Origin of the sequence: Myroides marinus (assembly GCF_900109075.1) — a bacterium.
In the GTDB taxonomy this organism is placed as follows: Bacteria; Bacteroidota; Bacteroidia; order Flavobacteriales; family Flavobacteriaceae; genus Flavobacterium; species Flavobacterium marinum_A.
In genome coordinates, this window is record NZ_FNYS01000004.1 from 149697 (window position 1) to 167985 (window position 18289).

Annotated in this window: 17 protein-coding genes; 4 read left to right on the forward strand and 13 right to left on the reverse strand. The window is 34.1% G+C overall.

Going from position 1 to position 18289, the window contains the following annotated elements:
• Positions 1–7 precede the first annotated feature (7 nt).
• The 6 genes from rpoN to BMX53_RS06595 all read right to left on the reverse strand — a co-directional run bounded on the left by rpoN (position 8) and on the right by BMX53_RS06595 (position 6695).
• Entirely contained in the window at positions 8–1462 is a 1455-nt protein-coding gene (gene rpoN / locus BMX53_RS06570; protein ID WP_038984367.1) for an RNA polymerase factor sigma-54, read from the reverse strand.
• A 111-nt stretch (positions 1463–1573) separates the two neighbouring features.
• Positions 1574–3007: an asparagine--tRNA ligase gene (gene asnS / locus BMX53_RS06575; protein WP_038984365.1), complete on the reverse strand. Its 1434-nt coding sequence runs from the start codon at positions 3005–3007 to the stop codon at positions 1574–1576.
• A gap of 264 nt (positions 3008–3271) precedes the next feature.
• Positions 3272–4366 (reverse strand): Glu/Leu/Phe/Val dehydrogenase dimerization domain-containing protein, encoded by a 1095-nt coding sequence (locus BMX53_RS06580; protein ID WP_074745227.1) that lies wholly within the window; start codon positions 4364–4366, stop codon positions 3272–3274.
• A gap of 193 nt (positions 4367–4559) precedes the next feature.
• Positions 4560–5123: a ribosome recycling factor gene (gene frr / locus BMX53_RS06585; RefSeq protein ID WP_038984361.1), complete on the reverse strand. Its 564-nt coding sequence runs from the start codon at positions 5121–5123 to the stop codon at positions 4560–4562.
• A gap of 9 nt (positions 5124–5132) precedes the next feature.
• On the reverse strand, positions 5133–5852 hold the full coding sequence (gene pyrH / locus BMX53_RS06590) for a UMP kinase (RefSeq protein ID WP_038984359.1): 720 nt from the start codon (positions 5850–5852) through the stop codon (positions 5133–5135).
• Between the two features lie 45 nt (positions 5853–5897).
• Complete coding sequence (locus BMX53_RS06595) at positions 5898–6695, reverse strand: patatin-like phospholipase family protein (protein WP_074745229.1); 798 nt, start codon at positions 6693–6695, stop codon at positions 5898–5900.
• A 170-nt stretch (positions 6696–6865) separates the two neighbouring features.
• Here BMX53_RS06595 and BMX53_RS06600 point away from each other — a divergent pair, with 170 nt between their 5' ends.
• On the forward strand, positions 6866–7465 hold the full coding sequence (locus BMX53_RS06600) for a thioredoxin family protein (protein ID WP_063176220.1): 600 nt from the start codon (positions 6866–6868) through the stop codon (positions 7463–7465).
• A 77-nt stretch (positions 7466–7542) separates the two neighbouring features.
• Here the strand turns inward: BMX53_RS06600 and BMX53_RS06605 are convergent, their stop codons facing one another.
• Positions 7543–8160: a YiiX/YebB-like N1pC/P60 family cysteine hydrolase gene (locus BMX53_RS06605; RefSeq protein ID WP_038984354.1), complete on the reverse strand. Its 618-nt coding sequence runs from the start codon at positions 8158–8160 to the stop codon at positions 7543–7545.
• A gap of 186 nt (positions 8161–8346) precedes the next feature.
• On the opposite strand from BMX53_RS06605, the gene BMX53_RS06610 reads away from it, so the two are divergent.
• Complete coding sequence (locus BMX53_RS06610) at positions 8347–8715, forward strand: hypothetical protein (RefSeq protein WP_074745231.1); 369 nt, start codon at positions 8347–8349, stop codon at positions 8713–8715.
• Positions 8716–8913: 198 nt separating this feature from the next.
• Here the strand turns inward: BMX53_RS06610 and BMX53_RS06615 are convergent, their stop codons facing one another.
• The 5 genes from BMX53_RS06615 to BMX53_RS06635 form a co-directional block, all read right to left on the reverse strand.
• Positions 8914–9492: a DUF4240 domain-containing protein gene (locus BMX53_RS06615; RefSeq protein ID WP_074745233.1), complete on the reverse strand. Its 579-nt coding sequence runs from the start codon at positions 9490–9492 to the stop codon at positions 8914–8916.
• Positions 9493–10352: 860 nt separating this feature from the next.
• A complete protein-coding gene (truB, locus tag BMX53_RS06620) occupies positions 10353–11069 on the reverse strand; it encodes a tRNA pseudouridine(55) synthase TruB (protein WP_038984349.1) in 717 nt (238 codons plus the stop codon).
• 2 nt (positions 11070–11071) lie between these two features.
• A complete protein-coding gene (locus BMX53_RS06625; RefSeq protein WP_038984348.1) occupies positions 11072–11878 on the reverse strand; it encodes an undecaprenyl-diphosphate phosphatase in 807 nt (268 codons plus the stop codon).
• Between the two features lie 18 nt (positions 11879–11896).
• Positions 11897–12157, reverse strand: coding sequence for a DUF3098 domain-containing protein (locus tag BMX53_RS06630; RefSeq protein ID WP_074745235.1), 261 nt, complete (start codon positions 12155–12157; stop codon positions 11897–11899).
• 2 nt (positions 12158–12159) lie between these two features.
• On the reverse strand, positions 12160–13041 hold the full coding sequence (locus BMX53_RS06635) for a cell division protein FtsX (RefSeq protein ID WP_074745237.1): 882 nt from the start codon (positions 13039–13041) through the stop codon (positions 12160–12162).
• Positions 13042–13351: 310 nt separating this feature from the next.
• On the opposite strand from BMX53_RS06635, the gene leuS reads away from it, so the two are divergent.
• Positions 13352–16165: a leucine--tRNA ligase gene (gene leuS, locus BMX53_RS06640; protein WP_074745305.1), complete on the forward strand. Its 2814-nt coding sequence runs from the start codon at positions 13352–13354 to the stop codon at positions 16163–16165.
• A gap of 225 nt (positions 16166–16390) precedes the next feature.
• Here the strand turns inward: leuS and BMX53_RS06645 are convergent, their stop codons facing one another.
• On the reverse strand, positions 16391–16771 hold the full coding sequence (locus tag BMX53_RS06645) for an SPOR domain-containing protein (protein WP_038984345.1): 381 nt from the start codon (positions 16769–16771) through the stop codon (positions 16391–16393).
• Positions 16772–16988: 217 nt separating this feature from the next.
• Between BMX53_RS06645 and BMX53_RS06650 the strand changes: the two genes are divergently transcribed.
• A complete protein-coding gene (locus BMX53_RS06650; RefSeq protein WP_063176226.1) occupies positions 16989–18263 on the forward strand; it encodes a c-type cytochrome in 1275 nt (424 codons plus the stop codon).
• Positions 18264–18289: the final 26 nt, after the last annotated feature.

Consider the following 18289-nt stretch of genomic DNA (forward strand, 5'->3'; position numbering starts at 1 on the left):
AAACTATTTAGATACGTTTACGCATTCTTGCTACCGGAATATCTAACTGTTCTCTATATTTAGCTACAGTTCTTCTAGCGATAGGGTATCCTTTTTCTTTTAGTAAGTCTGCTAATTTATCATCTGGATAAGGTTTCTTTTTATCCTCGTCACCTATTATGTTTTGAAGTATCTTTTTGATTTCTATAGTAGACACCTCTTCTCCTTGATCATTTACCATAGCTTCTGAGAAGAAGTTTTTGATCAATTTAGTACCATAAGGAGTATCTACGTATTTACTATTTGCTACACGAGAGACAGTAGATATATCTAAACCTACTAAATCCGCAATGTCCTTTAAGATCATTGGTTTTAGTTTAGTCTCATCTCCTGTTAAGAAATATTCTTCTTGATACTCTACGATAGCATGCATCGTTACAAATAAAGTCTCTTGACGCTGTTTGATAGCATCAATAAACCATTTAGCACCATCTAATTTTTGTTTGATGAATTGAACCGCATCTTTTTGTGCATTAGAAGACTTTCCAGATTCTTTATAAGTCTGAAGCATCTCTTGATAATCTTTAGATACGTGTAGTTCAGGAGCATTTCTACCATTTAGTAGTAATTCTAGCTCTCCTTCGTTAATTTTAATGGTAAAGTCAGGGATAACATGCTCTACAGCTCTGTCATTACCGATATATGAACCTCCTGGTTTAGGATTAAGTTTTTCTATTTCGTCTATAGCATTTCTAAGAGCCTCTTTAGAAACTCCGTATTTCTGAAGTAATTTATCATAATGCTTTTTAGTAAAAGCATCAAATTGATCTGCTATGATCTCTGTTGCTAAGTCGATAGCATCAGTCTGTGTTTTATTTTTTAGTTGAAGCAATAAACATTCTTGTAAGTCTCTAGCTCCTACACCTGCAGGCTCTAATTCTTGTACGATAAGTAATATCTTCTCTACAGTTTCTTCATCTGTATAAATACCTTGAGTGAAGGCCAAGTCATCTACGATATCTTGTGTCTCACGTCTTAGGTATCCCATATCGTCAATACTTCCTACTAAAAACTCAGCTATCTTACGATCACCGTCAGATAACATAAAAGTGTTTAATTGGTTAAGTAAATCCTGGTGGAAACTCTCATGAGCGATGATTGGCATTTCGTACTCATCATCATCTTTGCTATAATTATTAGACTGCAACTTATAATCAGGAGTCTCGTCATCACTTAGATATTCATCTATGTTGATGTCTTCAGCCTCTATGCGTTCGTTGTCATAATCTTCAAAGTCGTTGTCAAAATCATCAACCTCTTGAGTCTCATTCTCCTTTCCAGTTTCTAACGCTGGGTTTTCAATTAACTCTTCCTTTAGCCTTTGTTCAAAAGCTAGAGTAGGTAACTGAATTAATTTCATCAACTGAATTTGTTGAGGAGATAATTTCTGTGATAATTTAAGTTGTAGACTTTGTTTAAGCATTCGTTGAATATTTATTACAAATAAAAAAAATGTTTACTTTAAAACATATTCTTTTTCAAATTTAGTAAAAATATGTGATAAAGTAAACACTTTTATAAAGCTATTCTGATATTAAAACTCTGCGTTTTGCGGTGTTCTAGGGAAAGGAATTACGTCTCTAATGTTAGTCATTCCAGTTGCGAATAATACAAGACGTTCAAAACCAAGACCGAATCCACTGTGTGGAGCAGTTCCGAATTTTCTAGTGTCTAAATACCACCACAATTCCTCTTTGTCAATTCCCATTTTCTCGATTTTCTCTAATAGAACATCGTAGCGTTCCTCTCTTTGAGAACCTCCTACGATCTCTCCGATTCCAGGGAATAAGATATCCATTGCTCTTACTGTTTTACCATCTTCGTTCATTCTCATATAGAATGCTTTGATCTCAGCAGGGTAATCAAATAAGATTACTGGACATTTAAAGTGTTTCTCTACTAAGTAACGCTCGTGCTCACTTTGTAAATCTGCACCCCATCCATCAATGATATATTTGAACTTTTTATTTTTATTAGGTTTAGAGTTTCTTAAGATATCAACAGCTTCTGTGTAGCTTACACGTTTAAAGTTGTTATCTACTACGAAGCGTAATTTCTCTAATAATGTCATTTCACTACGTTCAGCTTGAGGTTTTGTTTTTTCCTCATCTTGTAAACGTTTATCTAAAAACGCTAAGTCATCAGCACATTTGTCTAATACGTAATTGATTACATATTTGATAAAGTCTTCTGCTAAGTCCATGTTGTCATCTAAGTTATTAAATGCAACCTCTGGTTCGATCATCCAGAACTCAGCTAAGTGACGAGAAGTATTAGAGTTCTCAGCACGGAATGTAGGTCCGAATGTATATACAGAACCTAAAGCCATAGCGTAAGTCTCTGCTTCTAATTGTCCAGATACAGTAAGGTTAGTTGTTTTTCCAAAGAAATCTTCTTTGAAATCTATTTTTCCTTCTTCTGTACGAGGTAAGTTATTTAAATCTAAGTTTGTTACTCTGAACATTTCTCCAGCTCCTTCAGCATCAGATCCTGTGATGATAGGCGCGTTGAAATAGAAGAATCCATTGTCTTGGAAATATTTGTGTACTGCATAAGATAAAACGCTACGTACTCTCATAATAGCCCCAAACATATTCGTACGGATTCTTAAGTGAGCATTCTCACGTAGAAATTCTAAAGAGTGTTTTTTAGGTTGGATAGGGTACTCCTCTGGATTAGCTTCTCCATACACTTTTAGGTGTTCTACTTGTATCTCTACATTTTGACCAGCTCCTTGGCTTTCTACTAATGTTCCTCTAACAGAAATAGCTGCTCCTGTGTGAACTTTCTTTAACAACTCCGCAGGAAACTTATCTAAATCAACAACACATTGAATATTGTTAATCGTTGACCCATCATTCAAGGCGATAAATTGGTTGTTTCTAAACGTTTTTACCCATCCTTTTGCTTTAACTTCATGAAGTAGACCTTTGCCTCCTAGTAGATCGTTAATTTTCGTATGTTTCATCGTGATTTATAATTTTAGTAATCAGTGTCTTATTTCGACAATTTCAAATACTTGCAAAAATAGTAAAATATTGTGTATTATGGAATAAAGATATTGTGATAATGATGTATTAATTACGCCATAACGGAGAATATATTGATATACGTGAATCGGGGGGTAGTGGATAGGATTAGTTAGTGTACATGTATACTGACTTAGTATGAGTTTAAATACAGTATAAACGAAAAGAGCAGCCTATTAATAGACTGCCCTAGCTGTGTGTTGTTAAGCTTGTTTTTTACTGTTTATTCTTTCTTCGGCCTTTTTCATTGCGGCCTGTTGTGATGTCAAGTTGTTTTCTTTAGCGTAGTTCAATACCTCTAAAGTTGTGTTATAGATGTTTTCAGTACGTTTTAAAGCTTCGTCTAATCCATAGTGAGCTATTTCACCGAAAACATTTATAATACCTCCAGCGTTGATTAAAAAGTCTGGAGCATATACGATACCACGTTCCTGAAGATGTTTACCATGTATAGCCTCTACTGCTAATTGGTTATTAGCGGCACCAGCTATTACTTTGGCTTTTATCTTTTCTATAGTATCATCATTTATAGTTGCACCTAAAGCACAAGGAGAGTAGATGTCTACATCCTCTAAGTACAAGTCTGTACCTGTAAATATCTTTGTATTATATTTCTTAGCTACTTCAGCTACTCTTTCTTCATTGATATCAGTGATCGTTACGATAGCTCCGTTCTCAGTAAGGTGTTTCACTAATGTCTCTCCCACATTACCTATACCCTGTACGAGTACTTTTTTACCACTAAGATTATCTGTTCCGAATTGGTATTTAGCAGCTGCTTTCAATCCCATAAATACTCCGTATGCTGTCACAGGAGAAGGATTCCCAGAGCCACCTAAACTTTCAGATATACCAGTTACGTGAGGTGTGATGGTATGTATCAGATCCATATCAGCTGTAGTGGACCCTACATCTTCTGCAGTAATATATCTACCACTAAGTGAGTGTACATACTTAGCAAATGCTTTTATTAATTCTGGGCTTTTATCTTTTTTAGAGTCACCCATGATTACCGCTTTACCACCTCCTAAGTCTAATCCAGAGATAGCAGATTTATAAGTCATTCCTCTAGAGAGGCGAAGTACATCATTTAGTGCTTCCCATTCAGAAGCATAGTTCCACATTCTAGTACCTCCTAGTGCAGGTCCTAGTGTAGTGTTGTGTATACCGATGATAGCTTTTAAACCTGAATCTTTGTCATGACAGAACATAATTTGTTCGTGATTATCAAATGATACTTGTCCAAATACAGGTGCCATGGTTTTTAATTCTTCAGGCGAATAGATTTTTGTATTCATAATCAATGTCTTTTTGGGATTAGTTTTGGTTAGTTAGCTTTTGTAGAAAAGCTTAATCCTTATAAAGATAATGAAAAAAGTATTGATTATTAAGTAGATAAGGGTATAAGGGTGTAGATATGTGAATCCTTCAAAAATATTAGAAGAATAGAAAAGTATTGGATAAAAAAAAATCCGCACACTTGCGGATTTTTTAAACTTTCATGATTTCTGCTTCTTTAACAGCAAGGATATCATCTATTTTTTTAATGTAAGCATCAGTTAATTTCTGTACTCTATCTTCAGCATCTTTACAGATATCTTCAGACGTTCCATTTTTTTCTTCTTTTTTGATGTCATTATTAGCATCTTTACGAGCATTTCTAACACCGATTTTAGCATCATCAGCTTCAGTTTTAGCTTGTTTAGCTAAATCTTTACGTCTCTCCTCTGTAAGAGCAGGGATATTGATGATGATGTTATCTCCATTGTTCATTGGGTTAAGCCCTAAGTTAGCTATCATAATAGCTTTCTCGATAGGTTGTAACATATTTTTTTCCCAAGGAGTAACAGTTAATGTACGAGCATCAGCTGCGTTTACATTAGCTACTTGTGATAGTGGAGTTTGAGAACCATAGTAGTCCACAAATACGGCACCTAACATTTGAGGAGATGCTTTACCAGCACGGATGTTTAATAATGTTTTTTCTAAGTGAGCTACAGTGTTGTCCATAGACTCTTTGGCAGCGTCGATTATTAAATTTATTTCTTCTGTCATAACTATAGATTAATTAACATTTACCACTACGGTAGTTCCTACAGAGTCATTACCTTGGCAAACTTTTAATAAATTATCTTCTTTATTCATATCGAACACTACGATAGGTAATTCATTTTCTCTACTTAGAGTAAATGCTGTAGTATCCATTACATTTAGTCCTTTTGTTAAACAGTCGCTGAAAGAGATTTTCTCGAATTTAACTGCTGTAGGATCTTTTTCAGGATCTGCAGTATATACTCCATCTACTCTTGTCCCTTTTAAGATAACGTCTGCGTTAATCTCTACTCCTCTTAATACAGCAGCTGTATCAGTAGTGAAGTAAGGGTTACCTGTACCAGCACCGAAGATTACGATTCTTCCTTTTTCTAAGTGACGTACAGCTCTTCTTTTGATATAAGGCTCAGCTACAGCTTCTATTTTTAAAGCTGTCTGTAGTCTAGTTAACATTCCAGCAGCTTCTAGAGCTCCTTGTAGTGCCATACCATTGATGATAGTAGCAAGCATTCCCATGTAGTCTCCTTGTACTCGGTCCATTCCTACATTTGCCCCAGCGACACCTCTAAAAATATTTCCTCCACCTATTACAATTGCAATTTCAACACCTAAATCGTGAACTTTTTTTACTTCAGCAGCATATTCTGCTAGTTTTTTAGGATCAATACCATATTGTTGATCTCCCATTAAGGCTTCTCCACTTAATTTTAGTAGAATTCTTTTGTACTTCATTGAAAGATATTTTTAAAGTTTTGCAAATATAAAGATTATATGCTTCTATGGAGTAGCTTTTTTAAAAATATCTTGATTCTCTTTAAAGGACTCTTTTGCAGTATTATACCCTAGTTCATAGATCTCATCCATTTTTTTTCTACTTCTTTCGAATGTCGAGTACAGCGTTAATTCCTTAGGTTCTATTAACCAATCGCATAGTTGTCCACCTTTAGCGTTTTGCATAGTAGTCATTAGCTCATAGGCTCTTACTGTGACAGCTCTTATAGAAGTAAAGTTTTCCGCTTGTACTTGTTGTAATGGGTTGACATTAACACCTATGATTAGATCACATTTCTTTTTGATTACATCTATCGGGAAGTTATTTAGTATTCCACCATCACTATAGATTTTGTCGCCTATTTGATAAGGGGAGAATACACCAGGAAAGGCACTTGAAGCCAATACAGCATCTACTATTCTTGTTTTTTTCTTAAATATTTGTTGTTCTCCCGTTACTATGTTTGTAGCATTGATGTATACAGGTATGTTTAATTCGCCTATAGTCTTGTCTCCAAACACCTTGTTGAGGTATTTGTCAAATGTGTTTACATCTATCAGTCCTGCCTTTTTAAGGGTAAAATGCTGCCAGTTAAACAGGTTTACAGACTTAAAGAAAGTCAATATTTCTTGTGGTTTTATACCTGCTGCATATAGTGATGATACAATAGAACCTGCACTCGTACCAGCTATATAGTTAGGTCTTATGTTTTGTTCATCTAAGAATTGTAATACTCCAGCATGAGCTATTCCTTTATAGCCACCACCTGATAGTACTAATCCTATTTTTTGTTCTATATTCATATTCTATATTATATTAACGTTGAGTTGTTTAATCTGTTTTTGTATAACATAACAGCAACTTTTCTTTTTTAGTATTATTACTGTATTATTTATTTCTAAATAGATACTGTCACTGTAATTTCCTTTAAAAGGTTTATCTTTGATTATAACAATCAATAAATTTACACAAAATGATAAATATTGACTCAAAATACATTGATAAAAGTTTAAGTTATGATGAGTTTCGCCAATTTGTAACTGATGCTTTGACAAACGATAAGAGTAAGTTGAATCTAGAGGAGGATTATATGGCGTATGCTGAATTAAACGAAGCTAGATTACACCGTCTTGACAAAACGATGAAAGTAGAAGAAGAAGTAGCTACTAAACTTGCTAATCTAAAGAAGAAATATACTTGGATAGTAATAACAGAGAGCTGGTGTGGTGATGCAGCTCAGATAGTACCTATCTTAAATAAGATGGCTGAGGCTTGTCCAAATATAGAAATGAGATTAGTATTCAGAGACCAAAATCTTGAGTTGATGGATGCGTTCTTAACAAACGGAGGTAGAGCGATACCAAAGATGATTATTACAGAACAAGACTCTCTAAAGGTATTAGGACACTGGGGACCTAGACCAGCATTAGGACAAAAAGTGGTAACTGACTATAAAGCTGCTCATGGGGTAGTAGACGAGGCAGGTAAAGTGGAACTACAGAAATGGTACACTAAGGACAAAGGACATGAAGTACAAAAAGAAGTTATCGAATTAATGACTTCATTTGAATAAATACAAGAAAAGCTCGTTCGGTATACCGAACGAGCTTTTTTTATTATTGTGACTTTTGGTGTATCTAGCTAGTGATATTATATCTTACCTAATATTACTATTTTTTCGTCTAGCGACATCCCCGCAGGATTACATCCAGGTAGCCCTTCAGGCACTTCCTGATTAAGTTTCTTAAAATAGTCTAACCATACTGGAAAGAATTCTTTAGTAGTCTTAGACTTATAAGTCATCGGAAACAATGGGAATACTTCTTTATTATCATTCGCATTCTTAAATGCATCATAGATTAGTTCAGAACAATAGTACTTATTGTTATCCATTAAGTAATTAACGTCATACGGAATACCTAATTGAGCGATACTAAACTCTTTTGCTTTAGAGATTAGTCCTCTATATTCAGGTTTTAATCTTCCTACATATTGTGCATCTACATTCTTAGCAATAAATTTATCTAGTGGGGTGATACATACTTCAGGCCATGTCGCTTCAATTACTTGTAAGGTACCTTCATGCTCTATTACCATACCGATATGGTTAAAGTTGATCCCATTATAGCCATGAGTAACCTCATTAATAGCTTCACATAAAGGTCCACAGTTAATGTTCTGGAAGATAAAATCTCCTTCTTTATACTCTATCTTTTGTGCCCAAAGAATTTGAGTACTTAGTAGAATAAAGAATATAATATTTCGCATATCAGTAGTTTTGTACGAAGGTAATAGTATTATAATGGCTATTCAATAGTGATAAGTTAAATTATTCCCTCATAATATCAAGTAAACCAAAAGTAGCTTACTCATAAAAACTGAGGGTTCACTTTTTAACAGTATGTTTTCCAATATAGTATATATACTTTCGTTTTTGATGAAAAAGTAGGAGTTATGTTAGTTATCACAAAAAACAAAGGATATTTCCTTATCGGTATCTGTTTGTTTTCTTTGTTTAGCTGTAAAGGAGAACAAGCGGATAGCTCAGAAGATAATGTTACCAAAGAGATTAAAAAGACGGAATATATAGTCATACATAGAGAAAGTACTGTGTCTACTTATCTTGTAGAAGGTGTAGATGTAGAAGGTCTTTACTTCAGAGGAAATGTTAAAATAAAAGGAGATACTGGAGATGGATATATTGCTAAGGATAGCTTATCTCCTAAGGTATATATAGAAGTAAGACGTTCACAGGACGGTGGACTGATAGGGACTGATACTAATGGTAAAGAATACCAATTAGCATTTTTAAACGAAGAGTAAAAAGGCGAATAAATATCCGCCTTTATAATTCGAGATTAAGCATCAGTTAAATACTGTGAGTTAATTTCACTTTATCTTTAGTTTATCTATTTTAAATTATAGTGAAGTATGTTTTTCTATTGACTTCAGTGCTTCTCAGTATCATTGATACTCATCTAGATATCTATTGCAGAATCAGATATTAGTAAAACCTATAATTTAGTACCAGCATCGCTCATATAACTGTGGACATATAGCTTGTAAAGTTTCAGGTTCATCGTCATTCCAATCAAATTCAAAGTTAGGATATTTTCCTTCTCTCGTTAAGTGGTTTTCGTAGTCGATATAGTCGTATAACTCTAATCCTGTTACATTATTGAACGCCTGTAGCGCAACATACCAAAAGCTCTCGAACTCAAAGAAGTCTTCATCTCCATCCTTAATAACATCAATAAGTGTATCTGGATTCTCTTTTGCTTTGTAGTAAACTTCTTTTCCACATGAGATAACCCAGTTTCTGAAGTATTCAAATCCATCATCAGAACAACCACCATTCATTATATAACCAGCGCACCACATATGTGATGTGTAAGTGTCATATAGTAATTTATCAGTCATTAACCTGAAGCCAATAATTTCATAAGGCGTTAATTTTTCAAGAGCTTTGATTAAATAAGCCTCTTGTTCATCTTTGTTAGTTGAATTCTGAATAGAGTGCTCCACAATTTCCCAAAATGTAACCTCATTTAAGGGTAGAGCTATTGGCTTTAATTCTTTTGAATAATCAATTTTGGACATAGTAATAGTCTTAATAATATGAAGTACTAAAGGTAGATATAAATATGAATACTGGAGATGCTGTATTATAATATATCTCTAAATAACACCACAAATGTTATTTAGTAATTAATGCTCCTAATTTTTAATTTTTCAATCATTTTTTAGCGTTAAAATGACCTTATAAAATGGGAAAACACCTTGTTTTTATTTTTTTAGGTAGTAAAAAGGCTTTTTTAGAGGTCTTTTTTATAAAAAGTGATACACTTTTTTCAGTGTAATTAATGCTATTTATTTTTATAAAACATTGATTTTTAATTGTTTGTTTGGTTTTTGTGTGGTTTGGTTATTTTTGTAGGATATGCTCCAAAGCTAGTAAACATCGGTGCTCAAGCTAATTTCTTCGAGGATTCTCCTAGGATTCCCCCATATTGCTCTAACTAGAAGCTATTTTGTAAAAGAACTGTAAACGTATTATGGAAGAACTGTAGAAGAAAGTACTAGTAGTAGTTTTTTAATGAAGAGTTAGAAATACGTGCCTATGATAGTGGATATAAAATGTTGGCTGATATAAAGACACAATATCTTGATGCGATACATCTATCAATTACGTACAGTAGTTACATCTTATGCATTAATGTAGAGATGGATTATGATTCATGTCATTTAATCTATATAGTTGGCAGTAGTAGTAAAATACTTGATACCCGACAATGTGTGAGGATATTGGTTATATTGTGTGACACGCATGTAATGCGTCTGTACTTTACGTGGTTTGTGGAAGTATATCGTGGGGCGTAAAGTATTACGTCCGTACTTGTGGATGTGTTGAGAGGATATAGATATAAAAAAAGCTACAAGGTTAACTTGTAGCTTTAGTCTTAATTATCTTGAGCGATTGCTTTTAATACTTGTTCTTCGAACTCTTCTGGGGTTACAGCATTGATAACGTCAAAGTCACCAATCTTAGTTCTGCGCAGTGCACTTAAATGGGCACCAGAGTTAACTTTATGTCCGAAGTCGTAAGCTAGAGATCTGATGTAAGTTCCTTTAGAACAAACTACTCTAAAATCTACATTAGGCAACTCTGTTTTAGTTAATTCGAATTCTTCTATTGTGATAGGTCTAGTCGCTATCTCTACTTCTTCTCCTTTACGAGCGTGTTCGTATAGACGCTTACCATCCTTCTTTAGAGCAGAGAAGATAGGAGGACGTTGCTCTGTAGTACCCATAAATGATAGTCTAGCTTCGTCTAAAATCACTTCTGTGATGTGCTCTGTAGGGAATGTTTGATCTATTTCTGTCTCTAAGTCATAAGATGGAGTAGTACCACCTAGTGTAATAGTTCCAGTGTATTCTTTTATCTGCCCTTGTAATTCACTAATTTGTTTAGTTGATTTACCAGTACAGATGATTAGTAGTCCTGATGCTAACGGATCTAGTGTTCCTGCATGACCTACTTTAATCTTTTTTAAGTCAAAGTGTTTTTTTAATAGCCATTTGATCTTATTTACTGCTTGAAATGAAGACCAGTGTAATGGTTTGTCTATTAATAATATTTGGCCATTCTGAAAGGCCTCAGCATTGTATTGTATCATTATTATTTAAGATATCCGAAGTATAATAATAGTATAGCTCCAGCTATAATTCTGTAGTATCCCCAAGGTTTAAAACCATACTTTTTGATAATTCCAATAAAGAATTTGATAGCTATGATCGATACGATAAACGCTAACACATTTCCTAATAAGAATAATTTCATGTTTTCAGGACTGTCTAGTAATATCTCGTATCCTATTCTACCTGACTCATATTTTTTTAGTACAATAGAGTACACAGTCACAGCAGCCATAGTAGGTACAGCTAAGAAGAATGAAAATTCAGCAGCTACTTGACGAGAAAGTCCTTGTTGCATACCTCCGATGATAGATGCAGCAGAACGACTCGTACCTGGCATCATCGCAAGACATTGCCAGAAACCGATAGTAACAGCTTGTTTGATAGTAATATCTTCTTCTCTAACTGTCTTAGGGTTTTTAAAGTATTTGTCAATAAAGATTAATACAAAACCACCTATGATAAGCATAATAGCGATATAGATAGTCTCTCCTAATACCTTGTCAATAGCTTCGTCAAATAACTTTCCTAATACAAGAGCAGGGATAACTGCTAGAACTAGTTTTTTATAGAAGTTAAGTTTACTGAAGTCAAAGAATTTTCTCCAATATAAGGCTACTACGGCTAAGATAGCTCCAAACTGAATAGCGGTTTGGAATAATTTTACGAATTCGTCTTCTTGGATACCATAAGCAGAACTTACGAATATCATATGTGCAGTAGATGATACTGGCAAATATTCAGTTAATCCTTCGACTATGGCTAGGAGGATAGCTTGTATTAAATCCATTTAATGTAATATAATTGTTTATTGATTGTCTTTCATTGGTGTGTTATCTTTCTTGAAGATAGCGTAGATAGCAACCCCTATCCCGATAAAGAATACTGTAGGTGCTAAGTGGATACGTCTAAAGCTATAGATGTCTTCATTAAACTCTGTAGGAACATCATTAGTAGCTCCAGCCATTAGGATAAAACTAAGTGCAATAAGTGCAATACTGATTAGTAGTATGATGTAGTTCTTTTTAGCAAAAAGAAGTACGTTTTTATTTTGTTCTAGATCTTTCATGGTTAATAAAGTTCGTCTGATTTAAGGTTTAAAAATCGTTGAGTAGCAAAGAAAGTACTTATACTAGTGATAATTATACCAAGTATAATGATGCCTACTGATACTAGTACTAGTGGCATATAGTCTTCCTTAGGATTGATATTTAAATCTGGTAATTTACTGTCTGCATAGAAAGTTAATGCAGTGATGGCAACAATAGCTAAAATAGAGCTAATCACTCCTAATTTAATACTGTGTATTATAAAAGGGCGTCTGATGAAGCGCTTAGTAGCACCTACCATTTGCATTGTTTTAATTGTGAATCGGCTAGAGAAGATTAATAGACGAAGCGAGCTATTAATTAATAGCATAGATATTACAGTCATGAAAGCTGCAATGATTAATGACCACTTAGTAATCTTGTCTACATTTTCGTTTACTAGATCTACTAATTGTTTATCATACTTAATATCAGAGATAGCCGTATTAGTATTTAACTCTTTTAGGATAGTATCTATACTATCGTTCACTACATATTCTCCCTTAAGATGTATGTCATAAGAGTCTTGTAATGGGTTAAATCCTAGGTACTCTACGAAGTCTTCACCTAGAGTTTCTTGGTGTTCTTTAGCTGCATCTTCTTTAGATACGAATTTAGCTTCTTTGATATATTCTTGTTTAGCTAGGTTAGCTCCGAATTTATCTAAGTCAGCTTTGTTTGTTTTTTTGTCAAAGAATATTGTCATAGGAATATTCTCTCTAAAATTATCAGAGATTTTTTTAGAGTTAATAACAAAAAGACTTAGTGTTCCTAATAAGAATAGAACTAAAAAGATACTAAGGATTACTGAAAAATAAGACGAGATTAATCTTCGCTTTTGATATTTTTCATACGAGCTTGCCATATACTGAAATTTAAGTGTGTAAAAATAACAAACAAAAATGTTTTTATTAAGACAATAACGATTAAAGTTTTCTAATTGTTATAAATATAGTTTATTTTTGCCTGAACTGATGGTTTTTTTGTTGAAATCGCATCTTGAGAAGAACGGAGTCTGCATTTTTGTTGCCTGTTTTAGTTCGGTTTTTAAAGTATTTATAGTAGTTTAGTCAAAAATATTTTGATTCTTACTTATAATGTATTTACTAAACCGAATGGGATAGATGAGGTTGAATAAGAATCCAAGTGTACAATTTGATATATATAATAATAGTATGAAGTATTATCCAAACGAAATTGAAGCTAAATGGCAGAAATTTTGGAAAGAAAACCAAACTTTCAAAACTGAGAATGACGCTGATAAGCCGAAGTATTACATCTTAGACATGTTCCCATATCCATCAGGAGCTGGGTTACACGTGGGACACCCACTCGGATATATCGCATCAGATATCTACACTCGTTTTAAACGCCAAAAAGGTTTTAATGTCCTCCACCCACAAGGGTACGATAGCTTTGGACTTCCTGCTGAGCAGTATGCTATTCAGACAGGTCAGCACCCTGCTGTAACAACTGAGGCAAATATCGCTAGATATAGAGAGCAATTAGATAAAATTGGATTCTCTTTTGACTGGAGTAGAGAAGTACGTACTTCTAATGCTGATTATTATAAGCATACACAATGGATATTTATCCAATTGTTTAATGCGTGGTATAATAAAGTGAGTGATAAAGCTGAATCAATTGATACACTTGTAGCTATTTTTGAAAAAGAAGGAAATGCAAATGTACAGGCTGTATGTGATGAGGCTATCGAAATATTTACTGCTGCTCAATGGAACGCATTAAGCGCAGAAGAAAAAGAAACTATCTTATTAAAGTATAGAATGACATACTTAGCAGAGACTGAAGTTAACTGGTGTCCTGCACTAGGTACTGTTTTGGCTAATGATGAGATTAAAGATGGTTTGTCTGAAAGAGGTGGACACCCTGTAATTAGAAAAAAAATGAAACAGTGGAGTATGCGTATTTCTGCTTATGCAGAACGTTTACTTCAAGGATTAGAAGATATTGACTGGACAGAGAGTATTAAAGAGAGCCAAAGAAACTGGATAGGTAAATCTGTAGGAGCATCTGTGGTATTTAACTTAAAAGAGAGTGATGATACAATAGAGGTGTTTACTACTAGACCTGATACTATTTTCGGTGTTAGTTTTATGACCCTTGCTCCAGAGCATGACTTAGTAAGAAAGATTACTACTGCAGAGCAAAAAGAGGCAGTAGAGGCTTATATAGATGCGACTTCAAAAAGAAGTGAGCGCGATCGTATGGCTGATGTTAAGACTATCTCTGGTGTATTTACTGGAGCGTATGCTGAACATCCTTTCACTAAAGCGCCTATTGAAATATGGATTGGTGATTATGTGTTAGCTGGATATGGTACAGGTGCTGTTATGGCTGTTCCTTGTGGTGATACTAGAGACTACGCTTTTGCTAAGCATTTTAATATTGAGATTAAAAATATCTTTGATCAAGATATCTCTGAAGAAGCTTATGCAGAGAAAGAAGGTTTCTTATTAGTAGAGTCTGATTTCTTAAACGGATTAGGATATAAAGAAGCTACTGCTAAAGCAATCGTAGAATTAGAGAAAATAGGACAAGGAAAAGGTAAGACGAATTACCGTTTACGCGATGCTGTATTCTCTCGTCAACGTTACTGGGGAGAACCATTCCCTGTGTATTATGTAAACAATCTTCCTAAGATGATTGACAAAAAATATTTGCCAATCGTTCTTCCTGAAGTAGAAAAGTATTTGCCAACAGAAGATGGACAACCACCTTTAGGTAATGCTGCTGTTTGGGCTTGGGATACTGTAAATAATAAAGTAGTAGAGAATGATAGGATAGATGGAGTAACTGTATTCCCTCTAGAATTAAATACTATGCCAGGATGGGCTGGTTCTTCATGGTATTGGATGCGTTATATGGATCCTCAAAATACTGAAGATATCGCTTCTCCTGAAGCTTTGGCTTATTGGCAAAATGTTGACTTATATATAGGAGGTAGTGAGCATGCTACAGGACACTTATTGTACAGTCGTTTTTGGAATAAGTTTTTAAAGGATTTCGGTGTTGCTCCAACAGAAGAACCTTTTAAAAAGTTAATCAACCAAGGGATGATCTTAGGTACATCTGCTTTTGTTTATAGAATAGATGGTACGAATAAGTTTATCTCTAAAGATATGATTAAGGATGAGAAAGTTCAACAGTTATACGCTTATGTAGGGCTAGTGAACTCTTCGTCTGAATTAGATACAGAAGGATTTAAGGCATGGAGACCAGATTATGCTAATGCAGAATTTATACTTAATGCTAATGGTAAATATATTGTAGGACATGAGGTAGAGAAGATGTCTAAGTCTTACTTTAACGTTGTGAATCCTGATGATATCTGTGAGGAATACGGAGCTGATACACTTCGTTTATACGAAATGTTCTTAGGTCCTTTAGAGCAAGCTAAACCTTGGAATACTGCTGGTATCTCTGGTGTGGCTGGATTCTTAAAGAAATTGTGGAGACTATACGCAGATGATAATGGAGTGGTGATTACTAATGATGAGCCTACTGCAGAAATGTATAAATCACTTCACAAAACAATAAAGAAGGTTACTGAAGATATAGAGAACTTCTCTTTTAATACTTCTGTTTCTCAATTTATGATTTGTGTGAATGAATTAGCGCAACAAAAGTGTAATCACAGAGCAATATTAGAACCTCTAGCAATAGTTGTTTCTCCTTACGCTCCTCATATTGCTGAAGAGTTGTGGTCTATGTTAGGACATACTACTTCTATTACGTATGCTGAATTCCCAGAATTCAATGCGTCTTATTTAGTAGAGAGTGCAAAAGAGTACCCAGTGTCGTTTAATGGAAAAATGAGATTTAAAATTGAGTTACCATTAGATTTAACTGAAGAGGAAATTAAAGCAATCATTCTAGCAGATGAAAGAACAGTAGCTCAACTTCAAGGTAGAGAGCCTAAGAAAGTAATTATTGTTCCTGGTAAAATTATCAACTTAGTAGGATAAGAATTTGATAGGTAAAAAAGACTTGTCAAAATTGAAATAAAGGAAATGCCTTAGTCGTAAAACTAAGGCATTTCTATTTTTATTAATTCAGTAATAGGTGAGGAAGAATATTAGGAAGAAAATAATAGGGGGCGTAGTTCTTTAATCTGTGTCATCAAATACATGTCAAAATAAAAAAGGGTTGTTGGCATATGCTAACAACCCTTTATATATAAGGTGTAATTTTTATTTACCTGGTCTAATCAATAAGGCGTGTTCAAAGTCTTTTTGAATTAACTTTAAGTTGCGTTCAGCATCTAGTCTAGTTTTATAATTTCCTACCATAACTTTATAAGAAGGATTCGTATAAACGATAGTAGCATTAACATCTGGATACATTCTTCTGAATGTGCTTAAAGCAGATTTTGCTTCAGGACTTTTACCGTAAAAGATTTGAATTTTGAATTTGTCGTTAACGGCAGTAGAAGTATTGTTGTTTTTTTTCTTGTTTAGTAGCTCCTTTACAGCTGAGGGCTCATTTAGCGTAGTTTTAGAAGACTGCGCTATAATTAGGTTATTAGTAAATACAACTAGGTTTAAGACAAGAAAATTTCTTAAAAATCTCATAATGAATAATGTTTGAGACAAATTTACAAATAATCTTGATAATGAGGTATTCAAGTCTTATTTAGAACGCATATAAATTGACTTTTAAGGGAAGTAAAGGTTTTAAGAGTAAGTCATAAATTGTATTTTTGTCGGAGTTTGTAAATAAGGTGTATAAGATAGCGGTCTAATTGGCTGTTAAATAAGACCAAGTTTAGTTGAAAATCATTTTATAACTATGAAAAAAGTGGGTAACCATAATTCGTTTTCAAAGATTTTATTCTTTTGTTTAGCGTTAATGCTATCGTTTACTACAATTTCGTTTGCTCAAGATGCAGCAAAAGGTAAGGAATTGTTTAACTCTAACTGTGCGGCTTGTCACAAGTTAGATGGAAATTCTACTGGACCAGCACTTCGTGGAGTAGTTGAGCGACACGATGTAGCGTGGCTACACAAGTGGATTAAGAGTAGTTCTTCATTGATTAAATCTGGAGATGCTGCTGCTGTTAAATTATTTAACGACTGGAATAAGGTTGTTATGAATGACTTCCCTGCATTGTCAGACGAGGATATTGATAACATTTTAGCTTATACGTCAGAAGTTAAAGCAGAGCCTAAAACTCCTGTTCAAGGTGGTGGAGCTGCTGCTGGTAATGGTAACAATGATGGTGTTTCTAATATGGTAGTATTAGGTGCATTAGTTATCGTTTTAATGCTTTTAGTTACAATGTTGTTCTTCGTTAAGAAGATTTTAAACAAAGTAGTTGAAGCTAATGGATTAACTCCTGAAGTACGCAAAACTGTTCCATTATGTGCAGCATTCGTTAAAAATAAATTTTTAGTGATTGTATCTGTACTAGTATTTGTATTAATCGGATCATACTTCGCTTATGGTTGGATGATGCAAGTAGGTGTTGATAAAGGATACGAACCTATTCAACCAATTCACTTCTCTCACAAGATTCACGCTGGAGATAACGGTATTGATTGTAAATACTGTCACTCATCTGCTAGATCAAGTAAGACATCAGGTATTCCTTCATTAAATGTTTGTATGAACTGTCATAAAAACATTAGTGAATTTACAGGTCAAGAAGGTGTTGATTATGGTAAATACACTCCTGAGTTCTACACAGGTGAGATTCAAAAATTATACGATGCAGTAGGATGGGATCCATCAACTCAAAAATACACTGGAAAAGAAAAACCAGTTAAATGGGTTAGAATTCACAACTTACCTGACTTCGCATATTACAACCACTCTCAACACGTTAATGTTGCAGGTTTAGAATGTCAAACTTGTCACGGACCAGTTGAAGAAATGGAAATTATGAGACAACACTCTCCATTAACAATGGGATGGTGTATTGACTGTCACAGAAAAACTGACGTTAAGTTAGAAAGCAATGAGTACTACGCTAAAATTCACAAAGAATTATCTGAGAAGTATGGAGTTGAGAAATTGACTGTTGCTCAAATGGGAGGTTTAGAATGTGGTAAATGTCACTATTAATAATTTAAGAATAAGAAGCTAATATA